Genomic DNA, 26852 nt, shown 5'->3' with positions numbered 1-26852 from the left:
CGCCGTCGCGTGGATCGGCGGCGGGCGTCCTGAGGCCTCGGGGAGGGCCGAGCGCCCGCGCCGTCGATCGGCGCGGGTCGGAGTGGCCGTGGGGCCCGTCGGCGGAGGTGGGCCGGGTGTGTCCGCGCCGTCCGTCGCGGCGTCCGACGCGTGGGGTGCGGCCGGCGTGCGCCACCGGTTCGCGGTCGGCCGAGCGCCCGCGCACGCTGATCGGCACGGGTCGAGCCCTCTACGCGCCCGTGGCGCGCGGGCGGCTGACGGTCCCGTGCCGCCCGGAGTCGGGCCGAGTGTTGGGCGGGGGCCGCCGGTACGAGTGAGTCCGGGGCCCGTCCGCCGCTCGCAGCGGCCGAGGGCCCCCTGGTCACTGCTGGGCGAGCGCCGCCTCCTGCAGGCGGGCGCCGCGGTCGGGGGCCGTGTCGAGGCGGGCGAGCGCGGCCGGGATGGCGACCGACGGCAGGATGTGCTTCCACATCGCCGACACCCGCTTCTCCAGATCCAGCAGAGCCGAGCTGATCTGCGAGAACGCCTGGATCCCGGTGAAGGATCCGACGATCAGCTCCGCCGTCTCGTGGCAGTCGACGTGCGGCAGCACCTCGCCGCCGCGCCTGGCCTGTTCCAGCAGGTCCTCGCACACCTTGGCCCAGGACAGGAAGGGGCTGTCCGCCCTGAAGTCGATGGACCCCCGTTCCAACGCCAGACGGCTCCCGGCGCGCAGCATCGCGTCGTTCGGCAGCGCGTGCGCGACCGCCATGGTCAGGTCGATCACTTCCTGCAGCTTGGACGTCTGGGGTGACACGTGCAGGTGGAGCGTCTGCTCCTCCAGCACGCCGCGCGCCAGGTCCTCCTTGGACGGGAAGTGGAAGTACAGGGCGCCCTTGGTCACCGACACCCTGGACAGGATCTCCTTGATCGAGGCCGCGTCGTAGCCCATCTCGTCGAAGACCAACGCCGCGCCCTGCAGGATCAGCCGCCTCGTCTCCACTGCCCGCGCCTGCTGTGCCATGCGGTTTCTCCTGTACTCGAGGTTTTGCCACCGCCGACCGGAGACGGTGCTCGGAACGGCCGGTACGACAACTTATCAAGTCAGTGCCCTCAGACGCTGGAAAAAAACCGGCTGACCTGTATTGTGATGGAGCCGACAGGGGTTCGAATCTCCTTTTGGGGGGGACATGTCCGTAACAATGCTCGAGAACGACGTGGAACTGGAAGCCCCGCTTCCGCTGCTCGACCGGCTCTACGGCTCCGATTCCAGCTCCGAGGTCTTCATCCCGGCCCAGAGGCGGCAGTCGCGCTTCACCACCACGGTGCCCAAGGAGTACGTGCACCGCGCCGCCGTGGCCGAGGTCCTGCTGACCGGGTGGCAGCGCCTCGACGACTCCCGCTTCGTGGCCTCCGCGCAGTGGCCGCGCGCACACAGCTACTTCACGTCCTCGTGCGGGGAGCACTACGACCCGACGCTGGTCGCGGAGACCATCCGTCAGGTCGGCACCCTGCTCTCGCACGCCGAGTTCGGTGTTCCGCTCGACAGCCACTTCATCCTGAACGGTCTCGAATACACCTGTGAGCCCGAGCAGTTGCGGATACTCGGGACGCCGGCCGAGCTGTCGCTGTCCATCACCACGAAGAACGTGCGGCGCAGGGGCGGACAGGTGGCCGGGGTGGACTTCCACGTCGACATCATGCGCGACGGCCGGCCGGTGGGCTCGGGCGTGGCGAGGGCCAGCATGCTCCGGCCGCAGGTCTACCGCCGGATCCGCGGCGAGCGGCTGACGCATGCCTCCCGGGTGGAGACGCCGCTGGCCGAACCGGTCGAGCCCGCGCTGGTCGACCGCCGGTACGCCCCGGACGTGGTGCTCGCCCCGGGGGAGTCCGCGGGCCGGTGGGTGCTGCGGGCCGACCAGCGGCACCCCATCCTCTTCGAGCACCCCAACGACCACATACCCGGCATGGTGCTGCTGGAGGCCGCCCGGCAGGTCACACGGGTTCTCGCCCCCGGCAGCAGGGTGATCTCCACCGAGAGCGCGTTCGAGCGGTACGTGGAGTTCGACGCGCCCTGCCTGATCGAGGCGGAGGAGTGCGAGTCGGCCGATCCGGCGGTCAGGGTCGTCTCCGTGCGGGCCGAACAGGACGGCCGTACGGCGTTCACCAGCACCATCGTCCTGGCGGCGCCCACCGCGTAGGCGAGCCTCGGGGGAGGGGGCTCGCCGGCCGCCACGGCGGAAGCGGCGGACACCGGTCGCGGCCGACGCGACACACGCGATGCACACGACGGACGTGTGGAGCGCTACGGACACGACCGAGGCGTGAAGCGCGACGCGGTACGACGAACGGGGTTCCGCGTGATGCGGAACCCCGTTCGTCGTCCGGTCAGAGGATCGTGAACCCGCCGTCCACCGGCAGGACCACCCCGGTGGCGAACGAGGCGCGGTCGCTGCACAACCAGGCGGCCGCCTCGGCTATCTCCTCGGGCTCCGCCGTCCGCGACTGCGGGGTCAGCTGGTGGAGTATCGGCTCCACGGCGGGGTTCTCCCGGAACCAGTCGGTCACCATCTCGCTGCGCGTCGTCCCCGGAGCCACCGCGTTGACCCGGATGCCCTGGTCGGCGTACTCGGCCGCCGCCGCCCGGGTCAGGCCGACGACCGCGTGCTTGGACGTGACGTAGGGCGCCGCGACCGGCGTCGCCACCAGGCCGCCCACGCTGCTGGTGTTGACGATGGAGCCACCGCCCGTCTCCAGCATCGCGGCGATCTCGTGGCGCAGGCAGTTCCAGACGCCGCGTACGTTCGTGTCCATGATCCGGTCGTACGTCTCGTCGTCGATCAGATGGAGCGGGGTCTGCCCCACTCCGTATCCGGCGTTGTTGAAGGCCACGTCCAGTCGTCCGAAGTGCTCGACGGCCGCCCGTACCGCCTCGGCGACCTCGCTGCCGTGTGCCACGTCGGCGACCGCGTACCGGGCCTTGTGTCCGTCGGCCTGCAACGTGTCGACCAGTTCGGCCAGTTGTCTCTCTCGTCGGGCGACGAGCAGCACGTCGGCGCCTTCGCGTGCGAAGACCCTTGCGGCGGCCGCTCCGATCCCGCTGCTCGCTCCCGTGATGAGGGCGACCTTGTCGGCGAGGAGTCCACTCCCTGAGGATGTCATGCCCACTTCATAGCGCAGCCGGGCCGTCACAGAACGGAATCACGCCTCTCAATTGGCCGATGGCGCAAGATACTTCGACTTGTCGGTCTCGCATCGGCGTCGCGCTCATCGGTCTCGCCCCGCCGGCCCCGCCCATGGTTCCGTTCCCCGTCACCGCCAGCAGGTCCCGGCCGCCGCCTCTGAGTCCAGGGTGCGCAGCAGCTCCTCCCCGATCCCGGCCGGCGACCGCACCAGATGCCGTACCCCCGCCTCGCGCATCGCCTCCCGCTGGAAACCGTGCGCGAAGTCGCTGGGGCAGCCGATGAAGGGCACTCCGAGCCCGCGGGCCGTCTCGGCGACCCGCGCCACGTCGTCGATGACGAGCACCTGGTCGGGCCGCAGCGCGAACGTCTCCGTGACGAGCTCGCGGATCCCGGGACGGTAGGCGTCGGTGCACACGTACCCGGGGTCGTCGAACAGGCCGGCGTGCTCGCCGAGGGCGCTGTCGAAGTGGGAGCGGTCGAGGCCGCCGTAACAGACCGTCCGCAGACCCGACGCGCGCAGCAGCCCGACCAGGGCGGGCGCTCCGTCGAGGATCCGCACGCCGTGGCGTTCCACGTACTCGGCCCTTTCGCGGAAGTACACCTCCAGGACCTTCTCCGGGGACCAGGCGACCCCCGCCGCCTGCGCGATCACTCGTGCGGCGTCGGCCTGTCGCTGGGAGAAGATGCGCCGTTCCAGGTCCGCCGTGTAGACACCGCCCCGGCTGACGATGAAGTGGTGGATCACCGGACTGAACGTGTCGTTCAGCATCACCCCGTCGATGTTCACCGCAGCCGCGCGCAGATGTCGGAGCCGTCCGCCCGTCATGCCCTTCCCCCTCCTGTCGGCGGGGTCATCCTAGTGAGCGGGGACGCAAAGATCCCGTCGTTCCGTGCCCGGGCCGGTGCGGACCCGGTCCGCGGGCGGGCGCCGTTCCTCCAGGAGCGGGACGAGCAGATCGGCCATGAGACCCGGGCCGTTCTGGCTGAGCACCGACTCGGGGTGGAACTGCACCGAACGGAAGCCCGGCCCGCGCAGGGCGTGGACCTGTCCGTTCTCCGGGTCCCGGCACACCTCGACGGCGTCCGCCACTTCCGGGGCGACGATCAGATCGGTGTCCGCGCGGGCGGCGAAGGTGTTGTAGAAGCCGACCAGTTCGGGCCTCCCGAACAGATCGATCTTTCTCTGCACCCCTTGGTCGGGGTGTTCCTTGCGGACCAGGTCGAGGCCGAGCAAGCTGCTCAGCACCTGGTGGCTCAGACACACCGACAGAAAGGGCCGCCCCTCGTCCAGCAGCCGCCGCGTGAGCGTGCGCAGCCGGGCGATCTTCGGGTGCCGCGACCGTCTCGGGTCCCCGGGCCCCGGCCCGAGCACGACGAGGTCGTAGGCGTCGAGGTCGTACGGTTCCAGGTCGTAGCGGCGGACGGTCACGACCGGTCCCAGCGCACGCAGTTGGTGGTCCCACATCGCGGTGAAGGTGTCCTCCGCGTCCACCACCAGCACCCTGCGGCCGACGAGCCCGGGCACCGGACGGGCGCCGGGCGCGGTGTCGCCCAGCCAGAAGGAGGAGAGGGCGCTGTTGCGCTGCCGCAGGGCGGCGAGCACATCGGGATGCCGGGCGAAGGACGCCGACCCCGGCCCCGGCCCCGGCCTCGACCCGGGCTCCGAGGGCGGCACGGTCCGCTCGGGCTCGGGCTCGGGCTCGGGCTCGGGAGCGTGGCCGAGGGCGGAGAGGAGTCCGGCCGCCTTGGCCCTGGTCTCGGCCGCCTCCGCCATCGGATCGGAGTCGCGGACCACGGTGGCGCCCACCCCGAGGGTCAGCCGGCCCGTGGCGTCGATGACGGCCGTCCGGATCAGGATGGAGGAGTCCAGGGTGCGCCCGCCCTCGGCGTCGCGGCCGATGAGCGCCAGCACCCCGCTGTAGTAGCCACGGCCGTGCGGCTCGAACCGGCGGACGACCTTGGCCGCGCTCTCCAGCGGACTGCCGGTCACCGTCGGCGCGAACAGGGTCTCCCGCAGGACGTCGCGGACGTCGGCCCGCGTCCGGCCCTCGACGACGTACTCCGTGTGCGCCAGACCTGCCATCTCGACCAGCCGCGGACCGTGCGCCCGGACCCCGGAGTCGCTGATCCGGGCCATCATCTTCAGTTCCTCGTCGACGACCATCGAGAGCTCGTCGGCCTCCTTGGCGTCGGCGAGGAACGACAGCATCCCGGTCAGCGTGGGGCCCTGTGCCGGGTACCGGTAGGTGCCGCTGATCGGGTTCATGACCGCGATGCCGTCCGACAGGCTCAGATGCCGCTCCGGGGTCGCGCCGACGAACGTCCGGCCGCCCGCGTGGACGACGAAGGTCCAGTACGCCCCCTTCTCCCGCTCCAGCAGACGGCGGAAGACCGCCAGCGCCAGGAGCGGGGAGTACGCGGAGATGTCCGCGACGAACGTCCTCCTGACCACGAAGTTGGCGCCCTCGCCGCTGCCGATCTCCTCCTCGACCACCCGGCGGACCAGGTCCGCGTACGCCGCGTCGTCGAGGTCGAAGTCACCGCCGGCCAAGTCGGTCCGGGTGTCCGGCAGCCGCGTCAGCGCCTCGGCGACGGGCATCGACGTCTGCGTACGGACCCGCAACGTGATCACCGGGGCTCCGTCGTCCACCGCCTCGAACCCGCGCTCGGAGAGCTGACGGTAGGGGATCACGACCAGCACCTCGTGCTCGGCGCTCCCGGTGCCCGCGGCTCGTGGGGCGTCCCGGCCGACGGCGTCGCCCCGCAGCGGGATGTCGGCCAGGCACGCCACCTCCGCCGAGTCGCCGATCAGGACCTCGATCCGGTCGGCCGGCCCGGTCCTCGGCCGGTGGAGCAACGCGAACTCCGGGTGCGGAGCTGCCAGGACCGGCCCGAGCGGCGACGCGTCGTACGCGGCGCCCGGCTCACGCGACTCACACGGCCCGCTCGGTTCACCCAGCTCACCGGGCCCGGCCGGTGCACGCCACCCGCTCGGCCCGCTCGGTTCACGCGTCCCGCTCGGTCCCTTCGGTGCGTCACGTTCCGTGCGCGTCATGGCGCTCCCTCCCGGCGGGGGCGGCCGCCGGTCTCCGCAGGGGAGAGCCGGTCGAGGACGGCCGCGGTCGTCAGCGTCATCGCGCACCGCTCGGCCGCGTAGCGCAGGGCGAACCGGTGGTGCTCGGGGGTGAAGTCGGCGACGGCGTCGGCGACGAGGAACGTCTGGATGTCGGAGGCGAAGGCGTCCGCGCTGGTCATGAGGATTCCGACGTGGGCGTACACACCGCACACGAGGAGCTGGTCGCGCTCCCGCTCCCGCATCGAGGCGAGGAGCCGGGTGCGATGGAAGGCGCTGTAACGCCATTTGGTCAGCACCAGGTCGCCCGCGTCGGGCCGGATCGCGTCGACCACCTCGCGGTGCTCCTGGGCGACCGTCATCCCGGGGCCCCAGAAGTCCCGCAACAGACCGCGCTGTTCCTCCGTCATCCCGCCGGGCTGGGTGGTGTAGGCGACCGGGACGCCGAGCGCCGCGCACCGCTCCCGCAGGGCGGTGACGTTGCGGACCAGTTCCGTCACGGGGGAGCGGCCCGCGGGAAAGGGCTCGACGAAGTACTTCTGCATGTCGTGGATCAGCAGGACCGCCCGCCGTGGATCCACCGTCCACCGGGCGGTGTTCTGCGGCAGCTCGTCCTCGGTCGGCATCGGGTAGGCCGCGATGGCCGGGATTCCCATACGAGATGTCTCCTCTCCGGGGCCGGTGCGGCCCCGCAGGCGCGGGGACGCGGTGCGGGACTCGCACCGTGCCCCGCGCCCCCGGGGCTGGTGATGGATCTCCGTGACGCCGCGAGGCCGCCCTCCGGGCGTCGACGGGAGGTGACGACACGGCCTAGTGACCCAGCGCCGCGCCGCCGTCGACGGTCAGGTCCTGCATCGTGATGTGCGCGGCCCGGTCGGAGAGCAGGAACACCACCGCGTCGGCGATGTGCTGCGGGCGCGCGATGCGCCCCAGCGGGATGCCGACGCGGAAGGCGGACGGAACGCCGTCGATCGACGCCCGTTCGGCGTCCGCGTCCCAGAGGGCGGTCAGCATCGGGGTGTCGGTGGAACCGGGGGCCACCACGTTGCAGCGGATGCCGAAGCGCGACACCTCCAGCCCCAGACACTTGGTGAACATGGTCGACGCCGCCTTGGACGCCACGTACGCGGCCATGTCCGTCCGGGGTGTGCCGGCCGCGTTGGACGCCACCGTCACGATGGCTCCCCGCCGCCGTTCGATCATGCGCTTGACCACGGCGCGCGAGACGTGGAAGACGCCCGCGGTGTTCACCGCGAAGGTGGCCGCCCAGTCCTCGTCGGTGAGGGCCCACGCCCGGCCCGCACGCAACACCCCGGCACCGTTGACGAGGTGGTCCAGCGGGCCGAGACGCCGCTCCACCAGTTCGACGGCGGACTCGACGGCGGCACCGTCCGTCACGTCGGCGGGGAACGCCTCCGCCCGCCCGCCCGACTTCCGTATCCGCGTGGCCAGTTCCTCCAGCCGGTCCGCTCTCCGGTCGAGCATCGCGACCACGGCTCCACGCGCGGCGAGGGTACGCACCACGGCCTCGCCCATGCCTCCGGCGGCACCGGTGACCAGGGCGACGCTGTGCGCTATTCCATCGACGTTGTCTGTTCCATCGAGATGGTCTGTTGCACCGACATCCATGACGAGTCCAAAGATCGACGACGATCGGCCGGGGCCGGCCAGGGGTTTCGCTGTGAGGTCAGAACGCGGCGCGTCATCGCAGAAGGGACCGGCCCTGCCAGGCGGCGGCGACCTCCAGTGCCTGCACCGGATTCAGCCGCGGATCGCACAGACTCGTGTACCGCTCCCCGAGGGAGTCCATGAGGCGCGCGTCGTCGACGCATTCGACGACGTCGTCGGGAGTGGTCTCCAGATGCAGACCGCCCGCGACCGCGCCGGCCTCGTCGATCGCCTTCTGGAACTCCCGCACCTCACGGACGACGCTCCCCACGAGCCTGGTCTTCAGGCCGCCCGTGCCGCTGACCGTGTTGCCGTGCATCGGGTCCGACAGCCACACCACCGGGTGCCCGGCGTCGCGCACGGCCGCGGCCATGGCGGGGAGCCGCTCGGCGACCGCGTCCGCGCCCATCCTGGCGATCAGCGTGAGGCGGCCCGGCTCGCGGTCGGGGTCCAGCCGTTCGCACAGGGCCAGGAGATCGTCGGCCCGCATGTCCGGGCCGACCTTGGAGGCCACCGGGTTGGCCACGGACGCCAGCAACGCGACATGGGCACCGTCCAGTTGGTTGGTGCGGTAGCCGATCCAGGGCCAGTGGGTCGAGGCGAGATAGCGCCGGCCCGTCTCGTCGGTGCGGATCAGCGGCGCCTCGTAGTCGAGCAGCAGGGCCTCGTGGCTGGTCCACACCGGGGTGACGAAGGCCGGGGGCTGCACCGCGATCCGGGACCGCAGCGCCTCCATGGCCCGGCTCGCCGCGTCGTAGCCCGAGCGCAGCCGGCGCGGGTCCGGGCGCCGGGACCGCGCGTCCGGCTCCGGGCCGTTGACCATGTGGCCCCGGTAGACGGGCAGTTCGACGCCGTCCACCAGCTCGGTCGGGCGGGAGCGCGGCTTGGCGAACTGGCCCGCCATCCGGCCGACCCTGAGCGTGGGCAGCAGGGTGTTCATGGACATCACCCCGGCCAGGGCCTCCAGCAGCGCCACCTTGCGGGTGACGTGGCCGGGCTCGCACTCGGCCGGGTCCTCGGCGCAGTCCCCCGCCTGGACCACCTGGAACCGTCCGGCCACCACCTGGGCCAGCAGACCGCGCAGTTCGGCCACCTCCCCGGCGGTGACGAGCCCCGGCCGGTCGGCGAGGTCGAACGTGACGGTGGCCAGGAGGTCGAGATTCTCCCACTCCGGCTGCTGCCGTGCGGGGAGGGCCCGCCACAGCTCTCCCGGGTCCTCCAACAGGGCCGGCCCGGCTGACACCGGTCGGGTCGCGATCGCGTCGCTGGTCACCAAGAACCTCCGTGGTCGTGAATCGTTCACCGAAACTGAGAGGGCATGTCCGAAACGCCGCACCGCTCCCCGAGCCGCGCGGACGGACGACCTTCGCCGAGCGTGCCGTCGTGGCACGGGCGGTCGACCGCGCGGCGGCCGACTGCGCCGGGATCCGGGGGACTTCGCCGTACGCCGGAATGCGAAGCCGTGCGAAAACCGGCTCCTCGAATACTCCGCGACCGCGCACCGGCCCGATCCCCTTCTCGGGAAGTGCCGGGCGGACTCCGTCAAGTCCGTACCTTTGGCGCGCGGCGAGGTCCAGGGCGGTGTCCTGCGGGGGTGCCGCGGTCCGGGGTGGTTCCTGCCGAGGGTGCCGACATCCGTCTGCCGGAGCTGCCGACGTCCGGGGCCGCGTGCCGCGCGCCACGGGCCGCGTGGGTGCGCGCCACGGGCAGGGTGGGCTCGCGCCCCGGAGAGCTGTGGCGGTTGAACGGCGCCGGCCCACCGCGGACTTGATTGCTTTCCCCGTTCAAAGCTCCCGGTCAATCCGGGGCGCTGGTGGACTCGGTGGTACGCGGCCGCCGATCACCCCAGCCGGGACCGGACCGAACACACCGTCGGTACGGTCCGACGCGGCCGCGCGAGACGTACGGGGCCCGGCCGACCGGGCGGCTCCGGCAGACCACCAGAAAGGGCACCGTGAACAGCGAACTGCTTGTCTCCGACGTGAGCCACTTCCGGGTCGACTACGCGATCAACCCCTACATGGACACGGCCGTCCAGCCCGACATCGAGGCAGCCCATGTCGAGCACCAGGCCATCGTGGCCGCCCACCTCGCGGCGGGCCGCAAGGTGGAGTACGTGGCGTCCGCACCGAACTGCCCGGACATGGTGTTCACCGCCAACGCCGCCGTCCTCCGCGGAGACCGGGCCGTCCTCGGCAACCCGCCGCCCGAACGCAAGGGCGAACTGCCATACTTCGAGGAATGGCTGGTCGACCGCGGGTTCGAGGTCGTCGAGGCGCCGTACGCGTTCAGCGGTCAGGGCGACGCGCTGGCGTACGGGGACCTGCTGCTCACGGCGTACGGCCAGCGCACCGACGAGCGGATGCTCCGGGTGCTGGCCCGCGAACTGGACTACGAGGTGGTACCGCTGCGTACGGTGAGCTGCCACTGGTACGACCTCGACCTGGCCGTCGGTGTCATCGCCCCCGGCCTGCTGGCGTACTGCCCGGACGCCCTCGACGCACCCAGCCTGCGGACCCTGCGCGGGCTCGGGGCCGACCTGGTGGAGGTGTCCGTCGAGGAGGCCGCGCGGTTCGCGCTGAACCTCGTCAGCGACGGGACCACCGTGACCATGACGCGGGGCGCGCCGCTGCTCGCCGCCGCGCTGCGCGACCGGGGCCTGCAAGTGGTCGAACTCGACACGACCGAACTGGCCAAGGGCGGCGGCGGGGTCCGCTGCACCGCCCTCACGCTCGACAACCCGCCGGCGCGGCGGAGTTCATGACGCCGGGGCCGTGCGCACCCGGGGCCCGGTCCGCGCGGCCGTCCACAGCCACGAGTCCGTCACCCCGCCCCGCTCGCGCGCGGGGCGGGCCGATCACCCACCGACGGGGGAGCAGGCAGGTATGAACAGGGGATCCGTGCGGGTGCGCCGGGCACTCGGCGCGCTGACGGCGGTGCTCGCGGCCGTGCTGATCGTGCTGGGCGGGGCCGGAACCGCGGCCGCCCACGCGGAGCTCGACTCCACCGACCCGACGCCGGACTCGGTCGTACCCCGGCAGCCGTCCGCGGTCACGCTCACCTTCAGCGAGGGGGTGACGCTGCCGGCCGACTCGCTCCGGGTCCTCGATCCAGCGGGCGAACGGGTCGACACCGGTACTCCCGGACACGCCGGCGGCCGGAACGAGACGGCCCGGGTGGCCCTGCGCGACGGCCTCGCCGACGGCACCTACACGGTGGCCTGGCAGGTCATCTTCGCGGACTCGCACCCTGGCGGCGGCGCGTTCACGTTCTCCGTCGGGAAGCCGTCCGCCAGCTCTGTCTCCGTCGACGAACTCCGAGGCACCCGGACCGACGGTCTGATCTCCTTCCTGTACGGCACCGGGCGGGCGGTCGCGTACGCCGCGTTCGCGCTGCTGGCGGGCGCGGTGGCGTTCGTCCTGATCTGCTGGCCGGCGGGCGCGGCGGTCCGGCGCGTGCAGAGGCTGCTGGCGGCCGGCTGGATCGGTCTGCTGGGCTCCACCGTGGTGCTGATGATGCTGCGCGGCCCGTACGAACAGGGCAGCGGTGTCACGCCGTCGGGGGATCCCGCTACGGCGGAGGCCCATGTCCCCGTGGACGAGCGGATCTACGTGGCCCTGGCGATCCGCCTGCTGCTGCTCGCCGCGTGCGGTGTGTATCTGGTGCTGCTGGTAGGGCAGTCGGGGCAGTCGGGGAACTCCGACGACGGGGTGAAGGGCCGCTCCTGGTCCCGCGGCCGCCTCGGCGCGGCCGGAGGGGCGCTGGCGGTCGGGCTGTCGGCGACCTGGGTCATGACGAACCACGCCTCCGAGGGCGTCCAGGTCTGGCTGGCCCTGCCGGTGACCGCGCTGCACCTGCTGGCGATGGCGGCGTGGCTGGGCGGCCTGGTGACGCTGGCGGTCGGGCTCCGCCACGGGCTCACGCCCGCCGCGGTGGAGCGCTTCTCCCTGGTGGCCGCCGGCTCGGTGACGGTCCTCGTCCTGACGGGGTTGTACCAGTCCTGGCGCGGTCTGGGCTCCTGGGCGGCGCTGTTCGACAGCGAGTACGGACGGCTGCTGCTGATCAAGATCGGGTGCGTGGCCCTGATGCTCGGGGCGGCGTGGTTCTCCCGCTCCCGCCTCGCTCGCCTGCGCTCCGGGACGCCGACCGCGCCCTCCGCCGCCCCGTCCGCGCCCTCCGCCGCCCCGTCCGCGCCCTCCGCCGACCCGACGGCGGGCCCGGCACCGTCGGGGGCCGAGGACGGGTCCGTGCGGGTGGGCCTGCGCCGGTCCGCGCCGATGGAGCCGAGCCGGTCCGCGCGGGTGGGCCTGCGCCGTTCCGTCCTCGCGGAGTCGGTCATGGCCGTGGCGGTCCTCGCGGTGACCACGATGCTCACCGCCACCCCGCCGGCCCGGACGGCGGGCGCCGACGGCTTTGCCCCGCGCGGCCCGGCCGCGCCGGCCGCGAACGCCGCGCCGGGCCGCCCCCTCACCCTGACGATCCCGTACGACACCGGCGGCCGGACCGCGAACGCCCGGGGCACGGCGACGGTGCGGCTGGTCCCGGCGGCGACCGGCGGCCGCACCGTGACGCTGCGGTTGGCCGGGGCGGACGGGCGGCCGGCGGACGTACCCGAGACCGGTCTGGCCTTCACACTGCCGGCCGAGGACCTCGGACCGCTGCGGGTGACGCTCCGGGCGGACGGCGACGGGCGTTGGAAGGGCGCGGTCCGGCTCCCGCTGGCGGGCGCGTGGACGGTGACGCTGACCGTACGCTCGTCCGACATCGACCAGACGACCGAGAAGCGCCGGCTCACCATCGGGCGCTGAACACCCCGCCGGCCGACGGCGATCGCGCTGCCGGCCCATGGTAAGCGCGGACCTGACAAGGTGTCCGCGCTCCGCTTTCCGGGCCGTCGGGCATCCACCACGCTGGGCGAATGATTCGTCACAAGTTCATGTGGCCGTGGATGATCGCGGCCATCGGATTCGTCGCGCTGGTCGCGGCGGCTGGGTTCCGGGCGACCCCCGGTGCCCTGGTGGAGCCGCTGCATCGTGAGTTCGGATGGTCCAACGGGACCATCGGTTTCGCCATGTCCGTCAACCTCGCCCTCTACGGCGTCACCGCGCCGTTCGCCGCCGCGCTGATGGAACGCTTCGGCGTGCGCAAGGTGACCGCGGGCGCCATGTCGCTGATCGCCCTGGGCAGCGGCCTGACCGTCTTCATGACCGCGTCCTGGCAACTGGTCATGCTCTGGGGCGTGATGGTCGGCCTGGGCGCCGGCGCCATCTCCCTGGGCTTCGTCGCCACGATCGGCACCCGTTGGTTCGTCAAGCAGCAGGGCCTGGTCACCGGCCTGCTCTCGGCGGGCGGTGCCACCGGCTCCCTGGTGTTCCTGCCGCTGGTGGCCAAGCTCTCCGAGGCGCCGGGCGGCTGGCGGACCGCGGCCATCGTGGTGGCCGTCGTCGCCTTCGCCACGGTGCCGCTCGTGCTGTTCTTCTTCCGTGAGCACCCCGCCGACGTCGGGATCCCGCCGTACGGCGCCGACGAGATCGTCCCCCCGCCGCCGGCCGTCAACAACGCGGCACGGCTCGCCATCGACGGTCTCAAGAGCGCCGCCCGCACCAAGGCGTTCTGGTTCCTCGCCATGGCGTTCGCCATCTGCGGCGCCACCAGCAACGGGCTGGTCAACACCCACTTCATCCCCGCCGCCCACGACCACGGCATGCCGACGGTCACCGCCGCGGGGCTGCTCGCCCTGATCGGGATCTTCGACCTCATCGGCACGGTCCTGTCCGGCTGGCTCAGCGACCGCTACGACTCACGGATCCTGCTGCTCGCCTACTACGCGCTGCGCGGGGTGTCGCTGCTGATCCTGCCGCAGCTGTTCAGCGAAGAGGTCACCGGCTTCATGCTGGTGTTCGTCATCTTCTACGGACTCGACTTCATCGCCACCGTGCCGCCGACCGTCGCCCTGTGCCGGGAGTACTTCGGCATGTCCGCGCCGATCGTGTTCGGCTGGATCTTCGCCGCCCACCAGCTCGGTGCCGCCTTCGCCGCCACCGCGGCCGGCCTCACCCGCGACGGCTTCGGCAGCTACGCGCCCGCGTGGTACGTCGCCGGTGCCCTCAGCATCGCCGCGGCGATCATGTCCGTGACGATGAAGCGTCCGGCGCCCGAGACGACGCTGCTGCGGGAGCCCGCGGCCGTGTGACGTCCGCGATCCGTCCCGCCGCACACGCCCGTCCCCCTTCCGACCGGCATCCTCCGTCCAACGCCCTCCGTCGAACGCGCTCCGACCCGTCCCCTCCGCCCCGTCTCTCTGCGGCCCGTCCCTCCCACCCGTCCACGCGAACCGTCCCTTCCGATCCGGAGGTGGCGCCCCGCCGTGCTCCACGGAGGCGCCACCTCGGTTGCGTGGACCGGTCCCGGGATGCCGTCGCGGGGCCCCGGCCGCAGCCCCCGGTCGCGCATCGCGACCTGACGGAGTCCCCCGGAATCCGTCGACCGTTATTCCCTTTTCGGGAAGCATGTTGAGTAGATCCTCTTTTGTGAAAGGTGCCGTCATGGCGAACAACCAGCAGGTCAAGGCCGTCCTCCTCCGCGAGCTGCACGAGAAGGGCGTCCTGGTGCTGCCGAACGCCTGGGACGCCGGCAGTGCGGCGCTCATCGCCCAGGGCGGCGCCAAGGCCATCGCCACCACCAGCGGTGGCGTGTCCTGGTCGGCGGGAAGGCCCGACCAGCAGGCCCTCACCCGCGACGAGATGACGACCCTCGTGCGCCGCATCGTCGACGCCGTGGACGTCCCCGTGACCGCCGACATCGAGGGCGGGTACGGACCGACGCCCGAGGACGTCGCCGAGACCGTCACGGCCATGGTCGGGGCGGGCGTCGTCGGCGTGAACCTCGAGGACTCCAAGCCCGACGGCGAGCTGTTCACGGCGGAGGAGCAGGCGGCCAGGATCCGCGCCGCGCGGCAGGCCGCGGAACGCGCCGGGCTGCCCGAGCTGGTGATCAACCTGCGCACCGACGTCTTCCTCTTCGGGATCGGTGCACCCGAGGGCCGCCAGGCCGACGTGCTGGCCCGTGCCACGGCCTGTGCCGAGGCCGGTGCGGACGTCCTGTTCGTGCCGGGGCTGCTCGACCTCGCCGTGATCGCCGAGCTGGTGAAGGGCCAGCCGCTGCCGGTCAACGTGATGGCCGGCCCGGGCGCGCCCACGGTGTCCGAGTTCGAGGCGGTCGGCGTCCGCCGGGTCAGCGTCGGCACCGCCATCGCCCAGGCCGCCTACACGGTGGCCCACCGGGCCGCCGCCGAGATGGTCGGCGAGGGCACGTACGACGTGTTGGCCGACGCGCTCGACTTCGGCGCGGTGAACAGCAGCTTCAGTCGCTGAGCGGCGCGGGACACACCTCGCGGCCCGTCCGACGTACCCGCGCACGGGGGCGCGGGTCGGTCGGTGACACCGCACTGGTCCGCCCCTCGTGCTTTCCAGAGGTATACGAGCCCATCCAGTACGTATACGAGAGATCTAGGGGATGGAAATGGGGAGACCGGAGAAACCGGTGGACGCCTCGGGGGGAGCGGTCGCGGACTTCGCCGGCCGCCTGCGCAGACTGAGGACCGAGGCCGGCAGCCCGACGTACCGGGACATGGCCAAGGCCGCCATGTACTCGGCCTCGGTCCTGTCCAGCGCGGCGAACGGGCACCGGCTGCCCACGCTGCAGGTCGCCCTGGCCTACGTGGCCGCCTGCGGAGGTGACCGGGAGGAGTGGCGCCGGCGCTGGCTGGCGGCGGCCGGCAGCGGGGTGCCGGTGACACCGCCGCGCCCCGCCCCACAGTCCCGGGAACCGGAGTCGGTGGCGACACCCCCGGAGCCGCGGGACGCCGTGCCGGCGCTGCCGAAGCCGTTCCAACTGCCGCCCCGCCCGCAGGGATTGGTGGGCCGCGCCGAGGAACTGGCCCGGCTCGCCGCCGCCCCCGCCGGCCCGGTGGTCATCAACGGCCCGATCGGCGTGGGCAAGAGCGAACTGGCCCTGCACCACGCGCACGACCTCGCCCCCGACATGGTGGACGGCCAGCTCTACGCGGTCGTCGGACCGGTGCCCCAGGGAGGGTACGACGTGTCCTCCCTGCTCGGTGCGTTCCTCACCGCCCTCGGGGTGCCCGCCGAGCGCATACCGACGACGGTCGACCAGCGGGCCGGGCTCTACCGCTCGCTGCTCGTGCAGCGCAGGGTGCTCGTGCTGCTGGAGGACGTGTACTGCGAGCGGCAGGTCCGCCCGCTGCTGGTCGACTCCCCGACCAGCACCACCCTCGTGGTGAGCCGCTCCTCGCTGCTCGGCCTGCGTGACGTCCAGCGGGTCCGGCTGGAGCCGCTGCCGCGGGCCGACTCCGTCGCCCTGATCGCCCGGGGACTGCCGGAGCGCGCCCAGGCCGACCCCGCGAGCGCCGACCGGCTGGCCGGACTCTGCGGCGACCTGCCGCTGGCGCTGGACATCGCCACCCGCAAGCTGCTCGCCCGCCCCGAGCTGTCGTTGCGCGCGGCCGTGGGCCGGCTCGACCGCCCGGAGGCGCTGCTGGACTGGCTCAGCGTCGGTGACCTCTCCATGCGCGAGATCCTCAACTCGGCGCACGTCCAGCTCGGCGACCCGGCCTCCGATCTGCTCGACCGGCTCGCGCACCTCCCCGAGCCGGAGCTGCGGGGCGACGAATCAATCCTCGCCGGAGCCGATCAATTGATCGACGAGTTGGTCGAGGCGGGCATGCTCCGGACCACCGAACGGTTCGGCGCGTACCGGCTCGACCCGCTCGCGCGGGCCTTCGTCGCCGACCGCGATCCCGCCCACAACCTGCTGCCTCGTCGTTCGGTGCCGTTCCCCCGGATGCGGCCGAGGGCGGGTGCCCGGCAGCTGACCTGACCCTCCGATCAACTCCGGGCCGCCGCCCGTTGATTGTCCGCTCCGGACAAGTCTGTCGATCAACAGCCCACCTCGTTGTACTCGTCCTATCGAACGGACCGAACACCACTTCGGACCGTTCACCTGCTCGCTCGAACGAGCGGTAGGACGAGTCACGAGAGGCTGAGCATGACTAACCACGAGGTCGAGGTCCTGGCGATCGGCGCCGGCCCCTCCAACCTGGCCCTGGCGGTGGCGATCGAGGAGTCCGGTGCCACCGGACTGGCGTCCGACACGCTGATACTGGAGCAGCATCACGACGTGGTGTGGCAGCGCAACCTGCTGCTGCCGTTCGCCCGCAGCCAGGTCTCCTTCGTCAAGGACCTGGTGACGCTGCGCAACCCGCAGAGCCGGTTCTCCTTCCTCTCCTTCCTGCACGCCAAGGGCCGGCTCGACGAGTTCGTCAACCTCGGCACCTTCAACCCCTTCCGCCGGGAGATCTCCGAGTACCTCCAGTGGGTGGCCAACTCCCTGGACCACGTGGGGGTCCGCTACAACTCCCGGGCGCAGAGCGTCGCCCCGCGCAAGGCCGACGACGGCACCGTGGTCGGCTGGCGCGTCACCCTGACCGACGGCGACACCGTGGACGCCCGCGACCTGGTGGTCGGCACCGGCCGCGACGCCAACATCCCCGCCGAGTTCGCCGGCCTGCCGCACGACCGGCTGATCCACAGCACCCAGTACTCCACCCGCATCGCCCAGTACCCGATCGACCGCCCGGTACGGGTGGTGGTGATCGGTGCCGCGCAGAGCGCCGCCGAGATGTTCGTCGCCGTCCACCAGGACCTGCCGCTCAGTCAGCCGACCCTGGTGCACCGCTCGATCGGCCTGATGAACTACCAGACCAGCAAGTTCGTCAACGAGCTGTTCTTCCCGTCCTTCATCGACGAGTTCCACGGCAGCTCCCCGGACGCCCGCAAGCAGATCCTGGACGAGGTCCACCTCACCAACTACGCGGGTCTGGCGGCTCCGTTCCTCGACGAGATGTACATGAAGCTCTACGAGCAGAAGCTGACGGGCTCGCAGCGCTCCGCCGTCCGGTCCATGACCGAGGTGATCGCGGCCCGCGAGGAGGACGGCGAGGTCGTCCTCGAACTGCGCGACCGCAGGACCGGCCGCGTCGAGATCCTCCGCTGCGACCTGGTCCTGCTCGGAACCGGCTACGACCAGCGCATGCCCGCGATGGTCCGCAGCCTGGCCGGCCAGGTGGGCGTCGACCACGTCGAGGTGAACCGCCGCTACCGGGTGGACCTCGGCGAGGCCCGCGCCGGTCTCTATCTGCAGGGCTTCAACGAGCGCACCCACGGCATCTCCGACTCGCTGCTGAGCGTGCTCGCCCAGCGTTCGCACGAGATCACCACCGATCTGCTGGACCGCCGCAGCGTCGGCGCGACGACCGGGGTCCGCTGATGGAGATCCGTCGACTGGACCGCGCCAACCTGACCCCCGCCTACGGCATCGAGGGCGAACGCCTGCAGCCCTGGGACGCGCTCAACGCCCCCTTCGAGGGCGCCTGGTGCGTGGTCCGGGCCGGGGGCGAGTCCACCCCGCACAGCCATCACGAGTACGAGATCTTCATCGCGCTGAGCGGCCGTGCCGCCCTGGTGGTGGACGGCGCCGAGCGCGAGTTCGCCGCCGGCGACATCGTCCACCTGCCGCCGGGCTGCGACCACAAGGTGGTCAACGACTCCGCCGAGGACTTCGAGTACTACGGGATCTGGTGGGACACCGACATGTCGCAGAGCTTCCTGACCCGCCATCAGAAGGAGAGCACAGCATGAGCAAGCGCGTGGCGGTGATCTCACCCGCCCCGACCGCCAACGGCGACCTGCACCTCGGCCATCTGGCCGGCCCGTTCCTGGCCGCCGACGTCTTCACCCGCTACCAGCGTGCCGTGGGCCGGGAGACCGTCTTCGGCACCGGTGCCCAGGACACCTCCACCTTCGTGGTCACCACGGCCCGCCGGCTGGGCACCACCCCCGAGGCCCTGGTCGCCGACTCCACCGCCAGGATCGAGTCCACCCTCGCCGCGATGGGCATCGCGGTGGACGGTTTCACCCGCGACGAGGAACGCTTCACCAAACAGGTGCTGCGGTTCGTCAGCCGCCTCCACGACGAGGGAAAGCTGGTCCTGCGACCCACCCTGTTCCCCTACGCGCCGAGCACCGGCCAGTACCTGGTCGACGGCTTCGTCAAGGGCGGCTGCCCCAACTGCCTGGCCGAGGGCTGCGCCGGGCTCTGCGAGAGCTGCGGCCACCCGCTGGCCGCCGGCGACCTGATCGACGCCCGCTCCGCCGAGAACCCCGAGGAGGTCCTGGAATGGCATGAGATCCCGGTCCTGGTGCTGCCGCTGGAGGAGTACCGGGGGCGGCTGCGGGAGTACTTCGCGACCACCGGTGCCGCGCTGCGGCCGCACATGGCCCAGGCCGTCGAGGAGATGCTGTCCCGTCCGCTGCCGGACTTCCCCCTCACCTACCCGATCTCCTGGGGCATCCCCGCCCCCTTCCCCGAGGTCGCCGGACAGAGCGTCAACCCCAACGCCGAGACGATGGCCTGGTCCATCTACACCACTGGCCTCTCCGCCGAGATACGCGGCGAGGTGCTGGCCGAGGACGACCAGCTGTGGTGGCCGGAATCCGACACCGAGGTCGTCTACTTCCTCGGCTTCGACAACACCTTCCCGTTCGCCATCGCCGGGGCGGCCATGCTGCTCGCCCTGCACGACCGGTACGCCCTGCCCGCCGGCTTCGTCACCAACGAGTTCTACGAGCTGGAGCACCAGAAGTTCTCCACCAGCCGGGGCCACCTGGTCTGGGGGCAGGAACTCGCGGACAGACTGCCGCGGGACATCGGCCGCTACCACCTGGCCGCCACCAGCCCCGAGAACCAGCGCACCAACTTCGGCTGGTCGGCTCTGGCCGCCGTCACCGGAGCCCGCCTGGTCGAGCCGTGGAACCGGGTCGCCGCCAAGGCCGAACGCTGGGCCGGGCAGACCCTGCCGGTCTCCGCCGCCTCCCGTGAGGCCGCCGCCCGGATCACCGCACGGTTCGCCGCCTCCTACGAACTCGCCACCTTCAGCCTCGGCCGGGCCGCGGAGACGCTGGCCGAACAGCTGGGCCGACTGGACCGCTGGGAGGTCACCGACGCACAGGCCGGCGACTTCTACCACCAGGTGCAGACCGTGCTCCGGGGCGCCGCGCCCCTCCTGATCGACCTCGCCGAACGCGCCGGCGTCGGCACCCGCCTGACGTATGACGACCCGACCACCGAGGTCACCGTGGGGCCGCTGCCGCGGCTGGACGGCGAGGCGATGTGAGATGGGCACCGACAGACGACGCGTAGTGGTGGTCGGCGCCGGGGTCACCGGACTGCTCTCGGCGGTGCGCTGCGCGCTGGCCGGACACCACGTCACGGTCCTCGACCGGGACGCCATCCCGAACCCCGGCTCCACCTCCTTCGACCAGCACCGCGCCGTCCGCGCGCTCGACTTGACCGACCGCGCCGCCTCCCGACGCGTCGCGGTGGCGCACCGCCGCTGGATGGCGCTGGAGGCCCTGACCGGCTCGAAGTTCTACCGCCGGGTCGGCATGATCACCGCCTGGGCCGCCGACGAGGTGGACGAGGTGATGGCCGCCGCGGCCGCCGCCGACCTGCCCGTCAGCGTGGTCGACCCGGAGTCCGTGCCCCACGTCCGGTTCCCCGAGAACACCGTCGGGGTGCTGGAGCGCCACGGCGGCGTCCTGCTCGCCGACCACGCGCTGCAGGTGCTCGTCCGCTGGCTGAACGAGCAGCCCAACGTGACCCTCCGCCCCTGGCAGCAGGTCAAGGCGGTGGACCCGGAGACCGGCCGGGTGTACCTGCCCGACGCGGAGTTCCTGGACTCCGACCTCACCCTGATCGCCACCGGCCCCTGGTCCAAGGACCTGGTCGACCTGCCGATGGTGCTGCACCGGCAGACCCTGGTCTACCTCAAGCCGCCGGAGCAGCTGGCGTCGGCCTGGGAGAACACCCCGGGGATCGGCCGCATCGGCACCTCGGGCCTGGCCTGGCTGCTGCCGCCCGGCGAAGGGACGCTGCTCAAGGTCAGCTCGGCCTCGGTCTGCCGGGAGGCGGACGCGGTCACCACCGGCTCCTCGGTGGAGGAGCGCCGCTGGGCCGAACAGGTCCTGGCCGAACGGTTCCTGACCGACCCCGACCGCTACAGCGTGATCGCGGTCAAGCGCTGCCACTACCTGGTGGACGCCGAGACCGGCGCCGCCCACCTGGTCAAGATCGGCCCGCACACCTGGGCGAGGACGGCCAGCGGCGGAGACGGCTTCCGTACCGCCCCGCTGGTCGCCGAACGGATTCTCGAAGCACTCACCACTGACTTCCGGGAGGAGACGATATGAGCGCCGAAGACCGCGTGCTGCTGGTGATCGGCAGCGGACTCAAGGTCTACCGCGAGTACCTGATCGAGTCCGCCGCCCGCCGGGCGGCCGAGCTGGATCTCAAACTGGTCCTGGTCAACAACCTCAAGCCCACCTGGCAGACCGGCTACTTCGACGAGATCACCGTGGCCAACGTGTTCGACCACGACGAACTCCGCGCCGCCGCCAGGGAGATCGCGAGCCGCCGTACGGTGGTCGGGCTGTTCTGCTACGACGAGCCGCTGGTGATGCCGGCCGCCGAACTCGCCGCCGAGTTCGGGCTCCCGGGCCTCGGACTGGCCGGCGTGCAGGGCTGCCGCGACAAGCACCGGACCCGGTCGATGCTGACCGCGGCCGGGCTGCCCCAGCCCGGCTTCGAGCTGACCGACACCCTGGAGCAGGCCCGCGAGGTGGCCGCCCGGATCGGCTACCCGGTGGTCGTCAAGCCACGGGCGCTGGGCGCCTCGATGGGCGTCGTCCTCGCCGAGGACGAGACCCAGCTGGAGCGTGCCTACCTGGTCGCCTCCAACGCCAGCCTGGTCGGCGACGAGCCCTTCCGGGGTGGCGCGATCGTCGAGGGCTACGCCCGCGGTCCCGAGATCAGCATCGACGGCGTCGTCCACCAGGGCGAGTACCGGGCGCTGTTCGTGGCCCGCAAGGAGACCGGGCACTACCCGTACTTCGAGGAGGTGGGCCATGTCGTGGACGCGGCGGACCCGCTGCTGCGGGACCCGGAGCTGATCGACGTCCTGGCCAAGGCCCACGAAGTGCTCGGCGTCGAGAACGGGCTGACCCACACCGAGGTCAAGCTCACCTCGTACGGCCCGGTGATCATCGAGATCAACGGCCGGCTCGGCGGCGACCTGATCCCCTTCCTGGGTCGGATCGCCACCGGGATCGACACCGGCGAGGTGCTGGTGGAGGTCGCGGCCGGACTCCGCCCGGACACCGCCTTCACCCGGCACGAGGTCGCGGGCATCCGCTTCGGCTATCCCGCGGAGGACTCCACCATCCACGCGGTACGGGTACCGACCGGACTGCCGGGCCTGGTGACCGCCTCCCCGATGGTCGAACCGGGCACCGAACTGCGGCTCCCGCCCGGCGGATACCTCTCCCGGCACTCCTTCGTGGTCTGCGCCGGCGAGGACACCGGGACCTGCCGGGAGCGCCTCGGCGCGGCCGTCGCGGCCGTCGAGCTGGACGCTGACCCACTGGAGCGCAAGGACGTCGCCGCGCGGCTGGAGATGCCCGCCGGGCTGCTGGACGCCGACGTATGAGCATCGACTACAACGGCCGCCAGTTCCGGAAACTGGCCGCGGCGGACGGGGTGACGGCCCACTACCACCAGAAGGACGACCTGGTGTGGGCGGACTTCGCCGGAGGCCAGGTGCGCCGGGGGAGCGTCAACGGGATCTGCGAGCCGGACGGCACGCTCCGACTCGCCTACACGATGGTGCTGGACGGCGGCGAGGTCATCGCCGGAAGCACCGTCAACACCCCTGAACAGGACATCGAGTTCGGTCTGCTGCTCCGCGAGGAGTGGAAGCGGTACACCCCGCGTTCCGAGACCGGCGTCTCGTACCTGACGGAAGTCACGGAACCGGAGGAAGCGGGATGACCGACTGGCAGGGCCTGCGCGAGCGGGTCGACGGAACGGTGCGGCTGCCGGGGGAGCCCGGCTTCGACGAGAACAGCGGTGCTTTCAACAAGCGCTACGCGGACATCCGTCCGGCCGGCGTCCTCTCGGTGGCGAGCGTCGCGGACGTCACCCGGGGCATCACCTGGGCCCGCGAGCAGGGGCTGCCGGTGGTGGCCCGCGGCGGCGGCCACAGCTACGCCGGCCAGGCCGCAACCCCGGGACTGGTGCTCGACCTGCACGGGCTGAACACCATCACGGTGGACCGCGAGCGGGAACTGGTCACGGTCGGCGGCGGGGCACGCTCCGGCGAGCTGTACGCCGAACTCCAGCGCCACGACCTGGCTGTGCCGCTCGGCAACTCCGACGAGGTCGGCATCGGCGGCCTCACCCTCGGCGGCGGCGTGGCCGCGGTCTCCCGGGCCTTCGGTCTGACCTGCGACTCCCTGGTGGAGACCGAGATCGTCCTCGCCGACGGTACGCTCGTCGTCTGCGACGAGACCCGCCACCCCGACCTGTTCTGGGCCTGCAAGGGCGGGGGCGGCGGCAACTTCGGGATCAACGTCTCCTTCACCTTCCAGGCCCGTCCGACGGTCGACAGCTCCACCTGTCTCGTGCTGTGGCCGATGGACGACGCCGAGGCGGTCCTGCCGGTGATGCAGCGCATCATGCGGGACGCGCCGGACCGGTTCGCCGCCCGGATCGGTGTCAACCGTGCCGGGGACGACGACGGGGTCGTCTCGGTGATCGGTCAGCACCTCGGCCCGGCCTCCGAACTGCGCGCACTGCTGGCCCCCGCGCTGGAGACCGGCTCGCCGTCCACCGTGGAGATCGAGGACCGCGGCTACTGGGAGGCCAAGGACTACCTGCGGCACGAGACCTCGGGGGACCCGTTCGCGGTCCGCACCCGCACGGTCGGCGAGCCGCTCACCGAGGCCGGCGTGGACACCATGCTGACCGCCCTGCGCAAGTGGCCCGGCAGCGGCAACCCCGACGGCGCCGGAATCGCCCTGTTCACCTGGGGCGGCGCCATCAACCGCGTCCCCGTCACCGAGACCGCCTTCCCGCACCGGGACGTGCTCTTCCTGGTCTCCATGGACACCTCCTGGTCCACCGACGACCCCGCCGAGGTGCGCCGCGCCAACCTCGACTGGCTGACCGAGCTGCACGCCGCGATGGGCGCCCACGCCCGGGACGCCTCCTACGTCAACTTCGCCGACCCCGACCTGTCCGAGGCGCAGGCCGCCTACTTCGGCCCCAACCTGCCCCGGCTCCGCGAGATCAAGCGCCGCTACGACCCCGAGCGGGTCTTCACCTTCGCCCAGGCCGTCTAGTTTTCGAGGAGAAGCCGTCATGTCACCCGATCTGCGCGGCACGATGCGCAACTTCGCCACCGGAGTCTGCGTCGCCACGACCTACACGGACCGCGGGGGCCTGCGCCGCCACGACGCCGTGACGCTCAACTCACTGACCTCCGTCTCGCTCGACCCGCCCCTGGTCTCCATGTCGCTGCACCGCGACTCCCAGTTCCTGGGCGATCTGCTGGAGACCAAGAAGTGGGCCGTCTCCATCCTGGACAGCGACGCCGAGCCGCTGGCCCGGCGCCTGGCCAAGGGGCGTGACGCCCGCGCCGAGGCCGTCGCCGAACTGGAGGCCAACCCCGGCCCCGCCACCGGCGCCCTGATGCTGGACGCGCAGAGCAGCCTGGAGTGCGTGCTCTGGGACAGCTTCGACCTCGGCGACCACACGATGCTGATCGGCGAGGTGGTCTCCACCGGCGTCCGCGACCAGCAGCCTCCCCTGCTCTTCCTGCACGGCAACTTCCACCAGCTCGCGACCGCCACGGCCAAGGAGTCCTGACATGACGCACACCCAGGCGATCCCCAACACCGCCGCCGAGATCCTCGCCGCCTCCCGGGCCCTGGCACCGCGACTGCGTGAGCGGGCGGTCGAGATCGAGCAGAACCGCCGTCTGCCCGCCGACGTGGTCGAACTGATCCGCTCCACCGGAGCGTTCCGGATGGGCTTCAGCAAGGCATGGGGCGGCCCGGAGCTGACCTCCGTCGAACAGACTCAGGTGGTCGAGGCCCTGGCCTACGGCGACTCCTCGGCCGGCTGGGCCGTGATGATCGGGATGGACTCCGGCCTCTACGCCTCCTTCCTCGACGAGACGGTCGCCAAGGAGATGTTTCCCCGGCTGGACATGACCACCGCCGGCCTGCTCTTTCCCACCGGCCGGGCCGAACGCGTCGACGGCGGGTACCGGCTGACCGGCAAGTGGCAGTTCGGCAGCGGCATCACCCACGCCGACTGGGTGATCTCCGGCGCCTTCGTCTACGAGGACGGCGAACCGTACCTGGTCGACGGGGCGCACGACTCCATCCTGCTGATGGTCCCGCAGTCGGACGTCGAGATCATCGACACCTGGAACACCACCGGCCTCGCGGGCAGCGGAAGTTGCGACTACGCGATCCACGACGTCTTCGTCCCCGAGGGGCACACGCTCACCTTCGGCACGGTCCGCAACGGCGAGGGCCCGCTGGCCCAGCCCGAGGTCCACATGCGCAACATGCCCGGCGTCCCGCTCGGCGTCGCCAGGGCCGCGCTGGACTGGGTGCGCGAGCAGGTCGTGGCCAAGTCCCCGCCCGGCGGCGGTGGCTGGGCCGACAACTGGCGGATCCAGGTCGGACTGGCCGAGTGCGAGGCCGACTTCAACGCCACCCGCGCCGCCGTCTACGGCGCGATGGAACGCCAGTGGGAGGTGCTGGCCGCCGGCGGCACCCTCGACGACCTCACCCCCGACGAGCGCGCCGCGCTGCCCCTGTCCCGGCTGCACGCCTTCCGTTCCGCCCGCTCCATCGTGATGCGCCTGTACGACCTGATGCAGACCGCCTCCATCTACAAGCCCAGCCCGCTCGACCGCTGGCTGCGCGACACCATGACGATGTGCCAGCACGTGGTGGCCCAGGACAAGATCCTGCAGTCCGCCGGCGCGCACCTCCTCGGCGCGAGGCCCGCCTTCCCCCTCAGCCTCGGCATCACCGGCTGACCGCGCACCAGCGCCCGCTCCACCCCATCCTCACTTCGAAGGGACACCCCTGTCATGACCGAACTCCTCGCGCCCGCACTGGAACTGACCGAGCGTCGGGCTCGCACCCGGGACTACGTGATGTGCCGCCCCGAGCACTTCGAGGTCACGTACAGCATCAACCCGTGGATGAACCCGGAGAAGCCCACCGACAAGGCACTCGCCCTCGCCCAGTGGGAGGACCTGCGCGCCCTGTACGTCGAGTTCGGCCACCGGGTCCGCACGATCGACGCCGCCCCCGGGCTGCCCGACATGGTGTTCGCCGCCAACGGCGCTCTCGTGGTCGACGGCAAGGCGCTGATCTCCCGGTTCCGCCACCCCGAGCGCCAGGCCGAGGCCGGGTTCTGGGCCGACTGGTTCCGGGGCCGGGGCTATACGGAAGTGGTCCAGGCCGCCTTCACCAGCGAGGGCGAGGGCGACTACGTGACGACCGCACGGGCCGTCCTGGCCGGCAACGGCTTCCGCTCCGACCCCCGCTCCCAGGACGAGGCCCGGAAACTGTTCGGCCGCCCGGTGATCGGCCTGAAACTGATCGACCCGCGCTTCTACCACCTGGACACCGCCCTGGCCGCCCTCGACGACGACGAGATCGTGTACTACCCCGGCGCCTTCGACGCCGAGAGCCTGCGGGTCCTGGAGAGCCTGTTCCCGAAGGCCGTCCTCGCCGACGAGGAGGACGCCCTGCTCTTCGGACTCAACCTCGTCTCCGACGGCCGCAACGTCATCCTCCCCGAGCCGGCCACCGGTCTCGCGGCCAAGCTCCGCGCCCACGGCTTCACCACCCACCACGTGGACCTGTCCGAGCTGCTCAAGGCGGGCGGCAGCGTCAAGTGCTGCACGCTCGAACTCCGCCACTGACCCCGACCCGCGCCCCCGA

The 26852-nt window shown here is 72.0% G+C and carries 23 protein-coding genes; 16 read left to right on the top strand and 7 right to left on the bottom strand.

Annotation, left to right across the window (positions count from 1 at the left end; genetic code table 11):
* Positions 1 to 361: 361 nt before the first annotated feature.
* A complete protein-coding gene (locus tag ACFU5F_RS26750; protein ID WP_383892156.1) occupies positions 362 to 1003 on the bottom strand; it encodes a ScbR family autoregulator-binding transcription factor in 642 nt (213 codons plus the stop codon).
* A 178-nt stretch (positions 1004 to 1181) separates the two neighbouring features.
* On the opposite strand from ACFU5F_RS26750, the gene ACFU5F_RS26745 reads away from it, so the two are divergent.
* Positions 1182 to 2180 carry a ScbA/BarX family gamma-butyrolactone biosynthesis protein gene (locus ACFU5F_RS26745; protein WP_383892152.1) on the top strand — a complete coding sequence of 333 codons (999 nt, stop codon included), beginning with the start codon at positions 1182 to 1184 and terminating at the stop codon, positions 2178 to 2180.
* A gap of 187 nt (positions 2181 to 2367) precedes the next feature.
* Here ACFU5F_RS26745 and ACFU5F_RS26740 read toward each other — a convergent pair whose 3' ends face one another.
* The 6 genes from ACFU5F_RS26740 to ACFU5F_RS26715 form a co-directional block, all read right to left on the bottom strand.
* Positions 2368 to 3141: an SDR family NAD(P)-dependent oxidoreductase gene (locus tag ACFU5F_RS26740; RefSeq protein ID WP_383892149.1), complete on the bottom strand. Its 774-nt coding sequence runs from the start codon at positions 3139 to 3141 to the stop codon at positions 2368 to 2370.
* 150 nt (positions 3142 to 3291) lie between these two features.
* Positions 3292 to 3990 (bottom strand): HAD family phosphatase, encoded by a 699-nt coding sequence (locus ACFU5F_RS26735; protein WP_383892146.1) that lies wholly within the window; start codon positions 3988 to 3990, stop codon positions 3292 to 3294.
* Positions 3991 to 4020: 30 nt separating this feature from the next.
* Complete coding sequence (locus tag ACFU5F_RS26730; protein ID WP_383892143.1) at positions 4021 to 6219, bottom strand: anthranilate synthase family protein; 2199 nt, start codon at positions 6217 to 6219, stop codon at positions 4021 to 4023.
* Complete coding sequence (locus tag ACFU5F_RS26725) at positions 6216 to 6893, bottom strand: isochorismatase family protein (RefSeq protein WP_383892140.1); 678 nt, start codon at positions 6891 to 6893, stop codon at positions 6216 to 6218. Before ACFU5F_RS26725 ends, ACFU5F_RS26730 begins: the two co-directional genes overlap by 4 nt.
* A gap of 154 nt (positions 6894 to 7047) precedes the next feature.
* On the bottom strand, positions 7048 to 7866 hold the full coding sequence (locus tag ACFU5F_RS26720) for a 2,3-dihydro-2,3-dihydroxybenzoate dehydrogenase (RefSeq protein ID WP_383892137.1): 819 nt from the start codon (positions 7864 to 7866) through the stop codon (positions 7048 to 7050).
* A 73-nt stretch (positions 7867 to 7939) separates the two neighbouring features.
* On the bottom strand, positions 7940 to 9178 hold the full coding sequence (locus ACFU5F_RS26715) for a 3-deoxy-7-phosphoheptulonate synthase (protein WP_383892133.1): 1239 nt from the start codon (positions 9176 to 9178) through the stop codon (positions 7940 to 7942).
* 681 nt (positions 9179 to 9859) lie between these two features.
* Here ACFU5F_RS26715 and ACFU5F_RS26710 point away from each other — a divergent pair.
* The 15 genes from ACFU5F_RS26710 (at position 9860) to ddaH (ending at position 26833) form a co-directional block, all read left to right on the top strand.
* Entirely contained in the window at positions 9860 to 10669 is an 810-nt protein-coding gene (locus tag ACFU5F_RS26710; RefSeq protein WP_383892130.1) for a dimethylarginine dimethylaminohydrolase family protein, read from the top strand.
* A gap of 121 nt (positions 10670 to 10790) precedes the next feature.
* Positions 10791 to 12713, top strand: coding sequence for a FixH family protein (locus ACFU5F_RS26705; RefSeq protein WP_383892127.1), 1923 nt, complete (start codon positions 10791 to 10793; stop codon positions 12711 to 12713).
* Positions 12714 to 12823: 110 nt separating this feature from the next.
* Positions 12824 to 14098 (top strand): MFS transporter, encoded by a 1275-nt coding sequence (locus ACFU5F_RS26700; protein ID WP_383892124.1) that lies wholly within the window; start codon positions 12824 to 12826, stop codon positions 14096 to 14098.
* Positions 14099 to 14450: 352 nt separating this feature from the next.
* Positions 14451 to 15278 (top strand): isocitrate lyase/phosphoenolpyruvate mutase family protein, encoded by an 828-nt coding sequence (locus tag ACFU5F_RS26695; protein ID WP_383892121.1) that lies wholly within the window; start codon positions 14451 to 14453, stop codon positions 15276 to 15278.
* Between the two features lie 148 nt (positions 15279 to 15426).
* Positions 15427 to 16803: a helix-turn-helix domain-containing protein gene (locus ACFU5F_RS26690; protein ID WP_383892118.1), complete on the top strand. Its 1377-nt coding sequence runs from the start codon at positions 15427 to 15429 to the stop codon at positions 16801 to 16803.
* Positions 16804 to 16971: 168 nt separating this feature from the next.
* A complete protein-coding gene (locus tag ACFU5F_RS26685) occupies positions 16972 to 18252 on the top strand; it encodes a SidA/IucD/PvdA family monooxygenase (RefSeq protein ID WP_383892115.1) in 1281 nt (426 codons plus the stop codon).
* A complete protein-coding gene (locus ACFU5F_RS26680) occupies positions 18252 to 18623 on the top strand; it encodes a cupin domain-containing protein (protein ID WP_383892112.1) in 372 nt (123 codons plus the stop codon). Before ACFU5F_RS26685 ends, ACFU5F_RS26680 begins: the two co-directional genes overlap by 1 nt.
* Positions 18620 to 20158 carry a class I tRNA ligase family protein gene (locus ACFU5F_RS26675; protein WP_383892109.1) on the top strand — a complete coding sequence of 513 codons (1539 nt, stop codon included), beginning with the start codon at positions 18620 to 18622 and terminating at the stop codon, positions 20156 to 20158. The genes ACFU5F_RS26680 and ACFU5F_RS26675 overlap by 4 nt, the downstream gene beginning before the upstream one ends.
* Before the next feature lies 1 nt (position 20159).
* Complete coding sequence (locus ACFU5F_RS26670) at positions 20160 to 21233, top strand: FAD-dependent oxidoreductase (protein WP_383892107.1); 1074 nt, start codon at positions 20160 to 20162, stop codon at positions 21231 to 21233.
* Positions 21230 to 22528 carry an acetyl-CoA carboxylase biotin carboxylase subunit family protein gene (locus ACFU5F_RS26665; protein WP_383892104.1) on the top strand — a complete coding sequence of 433 codons (1299 nt, stop codon included), beginning with the start codon at positions 21230 to 21232 and terminating at the stop codon, positions 22526 to 22528. The genes ACFU5F_RS26670 and ACFU5F_RS26665 overlap by 4 nt, the downstream gene beginning before the upstream one ends.
* On the top strand, positions 22525 to 22869 hold the full coding sequence (locus tag ACFU5F_RS26660) for a hypothetical protein (RefSeq protein ID WP_383892101.1): 345 nt from the start codon (positions 22525 to 22527) through the stop codon (positions 22867 to 22869). The genes ACFU5F_RS26665 and ACFU5F_RS26660 overlap by 4 nt, the downstream gene beginning before the upstream one ends.
* Positions 22866 to 24221, top strand: coding sequence for an FAD-binding oxidoreductase (locus ACFU5F_RS26655; protein WP_383892098.1), 1356 nt, complete (start codon positions 22866 to 22868; stop codon positions 24219 to 24221). Before ACFU5F_RS26660 ends, ACFU5F_RS26655 begins: the two co-directional genes overlap by 4 nt.
* A 19-nt stretch (positions 24222 to 24240) precedes the next feature.
* Positions 24241 to 24747: a flavin reductase family protein gene (locus tag ACFU5F_RS26650; protein WP_319109024.1), complete on the top strand. Its 507-nt coding sequence runs from the start codon at positions 24241 to 24243 to the stop codon at positions 24745 to 24747.
* 1 nt (position 24748) lies between these two features.
* On the top strand, positions 24749 to 25936 hold the full coding sequence (locus ACFU5F_RS26645) for an acyl-CoA dehydrogenase family protein (protein WP_383892094.1): 1188 nt from the start codon (positions 24749 to 24751) through the stop codon (positions 25934 to 25936).
* A gap of 54 nt (positions 25937 to 25990) precedes the next feature.
* The gene (gene ddaH, locus ACFU5F_RS26640; protein WP_383892091.1) at positions 25991 to 26833 is read left to right on the top strand and encodes a dimethylargininase; all 843 of its coding nucleotides are present in this window, start codon (positions 25991 to 25993) and stop codon (positions 26831 to 26833) included.
* The last annotated feature ends 19 nt before the right edge of the window (positions 26834 to 26852 follow it).

It is taken from the genome of Streptomyces sp. NPDC057438, assembly GCF_042802995.1.
Taxonomy (GTDB): Bacteria; Actinomycetota; Actinomycetes; order Streptomycetales; family Streptomycetaceae; genus Streptomyces.
This window is presented reverse-complemented; position numbering and strand designations above follow the sequence as displayed.

Bases quoted from the DNA above. Each gene is read 5' to 3' on its own strand.
- ACFU5F_RS26725 (WP_383892140.1), bottom strand. From the start codon at position 6,893: ATGGGAATCCCGGCCATCGCGGCCTACCCGATGCCGACCGAGGACGAG.
- ACFU5F_RS26650 (WP_319109024.1), top strand. From the start codon at position 24,241: ATGTCACCCGATCTGCGCGGCACGATGCGCAACTTCGCCACCGGAGTC.
- ACFU5F_RS26750 (WP_383892156.1), bottom strand. From the start codon at position 1,003: ATGGCACAGCAGGCGCGGGCAGTGGAGACGAGGCGGCTGATCCTGCAG.
- ACFU5F_RS26675 (WP_383892109.1), top strand. From the start codon at position 18,620: ATGAGCAAGCGCGTGGCGGTGATCTCACCCGCCCCGACCGCCAACGGC.
- ACFU5F_RS26745 (WP_383892152.1), top strand. From the start codon at position 1,182: ATGCTCGAGAACGACGTGGAACTGGAAGCCCCGCTTCCGCTGCTCGAC.
- ACFU5F_RS26660 (WP_383892101.1), top strand. From the start codon at position 22,525: ATGAGCATCGACTACAACGGCCGCCAGTTCCGGAAACTGGCCGCGGCG.
- ACFU5F_RS26655 (WP_383892098.1), top strand. From the start codon at position 22,866: ATGACCGACTGGCAGGGCCTGCGCGAGCGGGTCGACGGAACGGTGCGG.
- ddaH (WP_383892091.1), top strand. From the start codon at position 25,991: ATGACCGAACTCCTCGCGCCCGCACTGGAACTGACCGAGCGTCGGGCT.
- ACFU5F_RS26730 (WP_383892143.1), bottom strand. From the start codon at position 6,219: ATGACGCGCACGGAACGTGACGCACCGAAGGGACCGAGCGGGACGCGT.
- ACFU5F_RS26690 (WP_383892118.1), top strand. From the start codon at position 15,427: ATGGGGAGACCGGAGAAACCGGTGGACGCCTCGGGGGGAGCGGTCGCG.
- ACFU5F_RS26685 (WP_383892115.1), top strand. From the start codon at position 16,972: ATGACTAACCACGAGGTCGAGGTCCTGGCGATCGGCGCCGGCCCCTCC.
- ACFU5F_RS26670 (WP_383892107.1), top strand. From the start codon at position 20,160: ATGGGCACCGACAGACGACGCGTAGTGGTGGTCGGCGCCGGGGTCACC.
- ACFU5F_RS26735 (WP_383892146.1), bottom strand. From the start codon at position 3,990: ATGACGGGCGGACGGCTCCGACATCTGCGCGCGGCTGCGGTGAACATC.
- ACFU5F_RS26720 (WP_383892137.1), bottom strand. From the start codon at position 7,866: ATGGATGTCGGTGCAACAGACCATCTCGATGGAACAGACAACGTCGAT.
- ACFU5F_RS26705 (WP_383892127.1), top strand. From the start codon at position 10,791: ATGAACAGGGGATCCGTGCGGGTGCGCCGGGCACTCGGCGCGCTGACG.
- ACFU5F_RS26700 (WP_383892124.1), top strand. From the start codon at position 12,824: ATGATTCGTCACAAGTTCATGTGGCCGTGGATGATCGCGGCCATCGGA.
- ACFU5F_RS26695 (WP_383892121.1), top strand. From the start codon at position 14,451: ATGGCGAACAACCAGCAGGTCAAGGCCGTCCTCCTCCGCGAGCTGCAC.
- ACFU5F_RS26665 (WP_383892104.1), top strand. From the start codon at position 21,230: ATGAGCGCCGAAGACCGCGTGCTGCTGGTGATCGGCAGCGGACTCAAG.
- ACFU5F_RS26645 (WP_383892094.1), top strand. From the start codon at position 24,749: ATGACGCACACCCAGGCGATCCCCAACACCGCCGCCGAGATCCTCGCC.
- ACFU5F_RS26680 (WP_383892112.1), top strand. From the start codon at position 18,252: ATGGAGATCCGTCGACTGGACCGCGCCAACCTGACCCCCGCCTACGGC.
- ACFU5F_RS26740 (WP_383892149.1), bottom strand. From the start codon at position 3,141: ATGACATCCTCAGGGAGTGGACTCCTCGCCGACAAGGTCGCCCTCATC.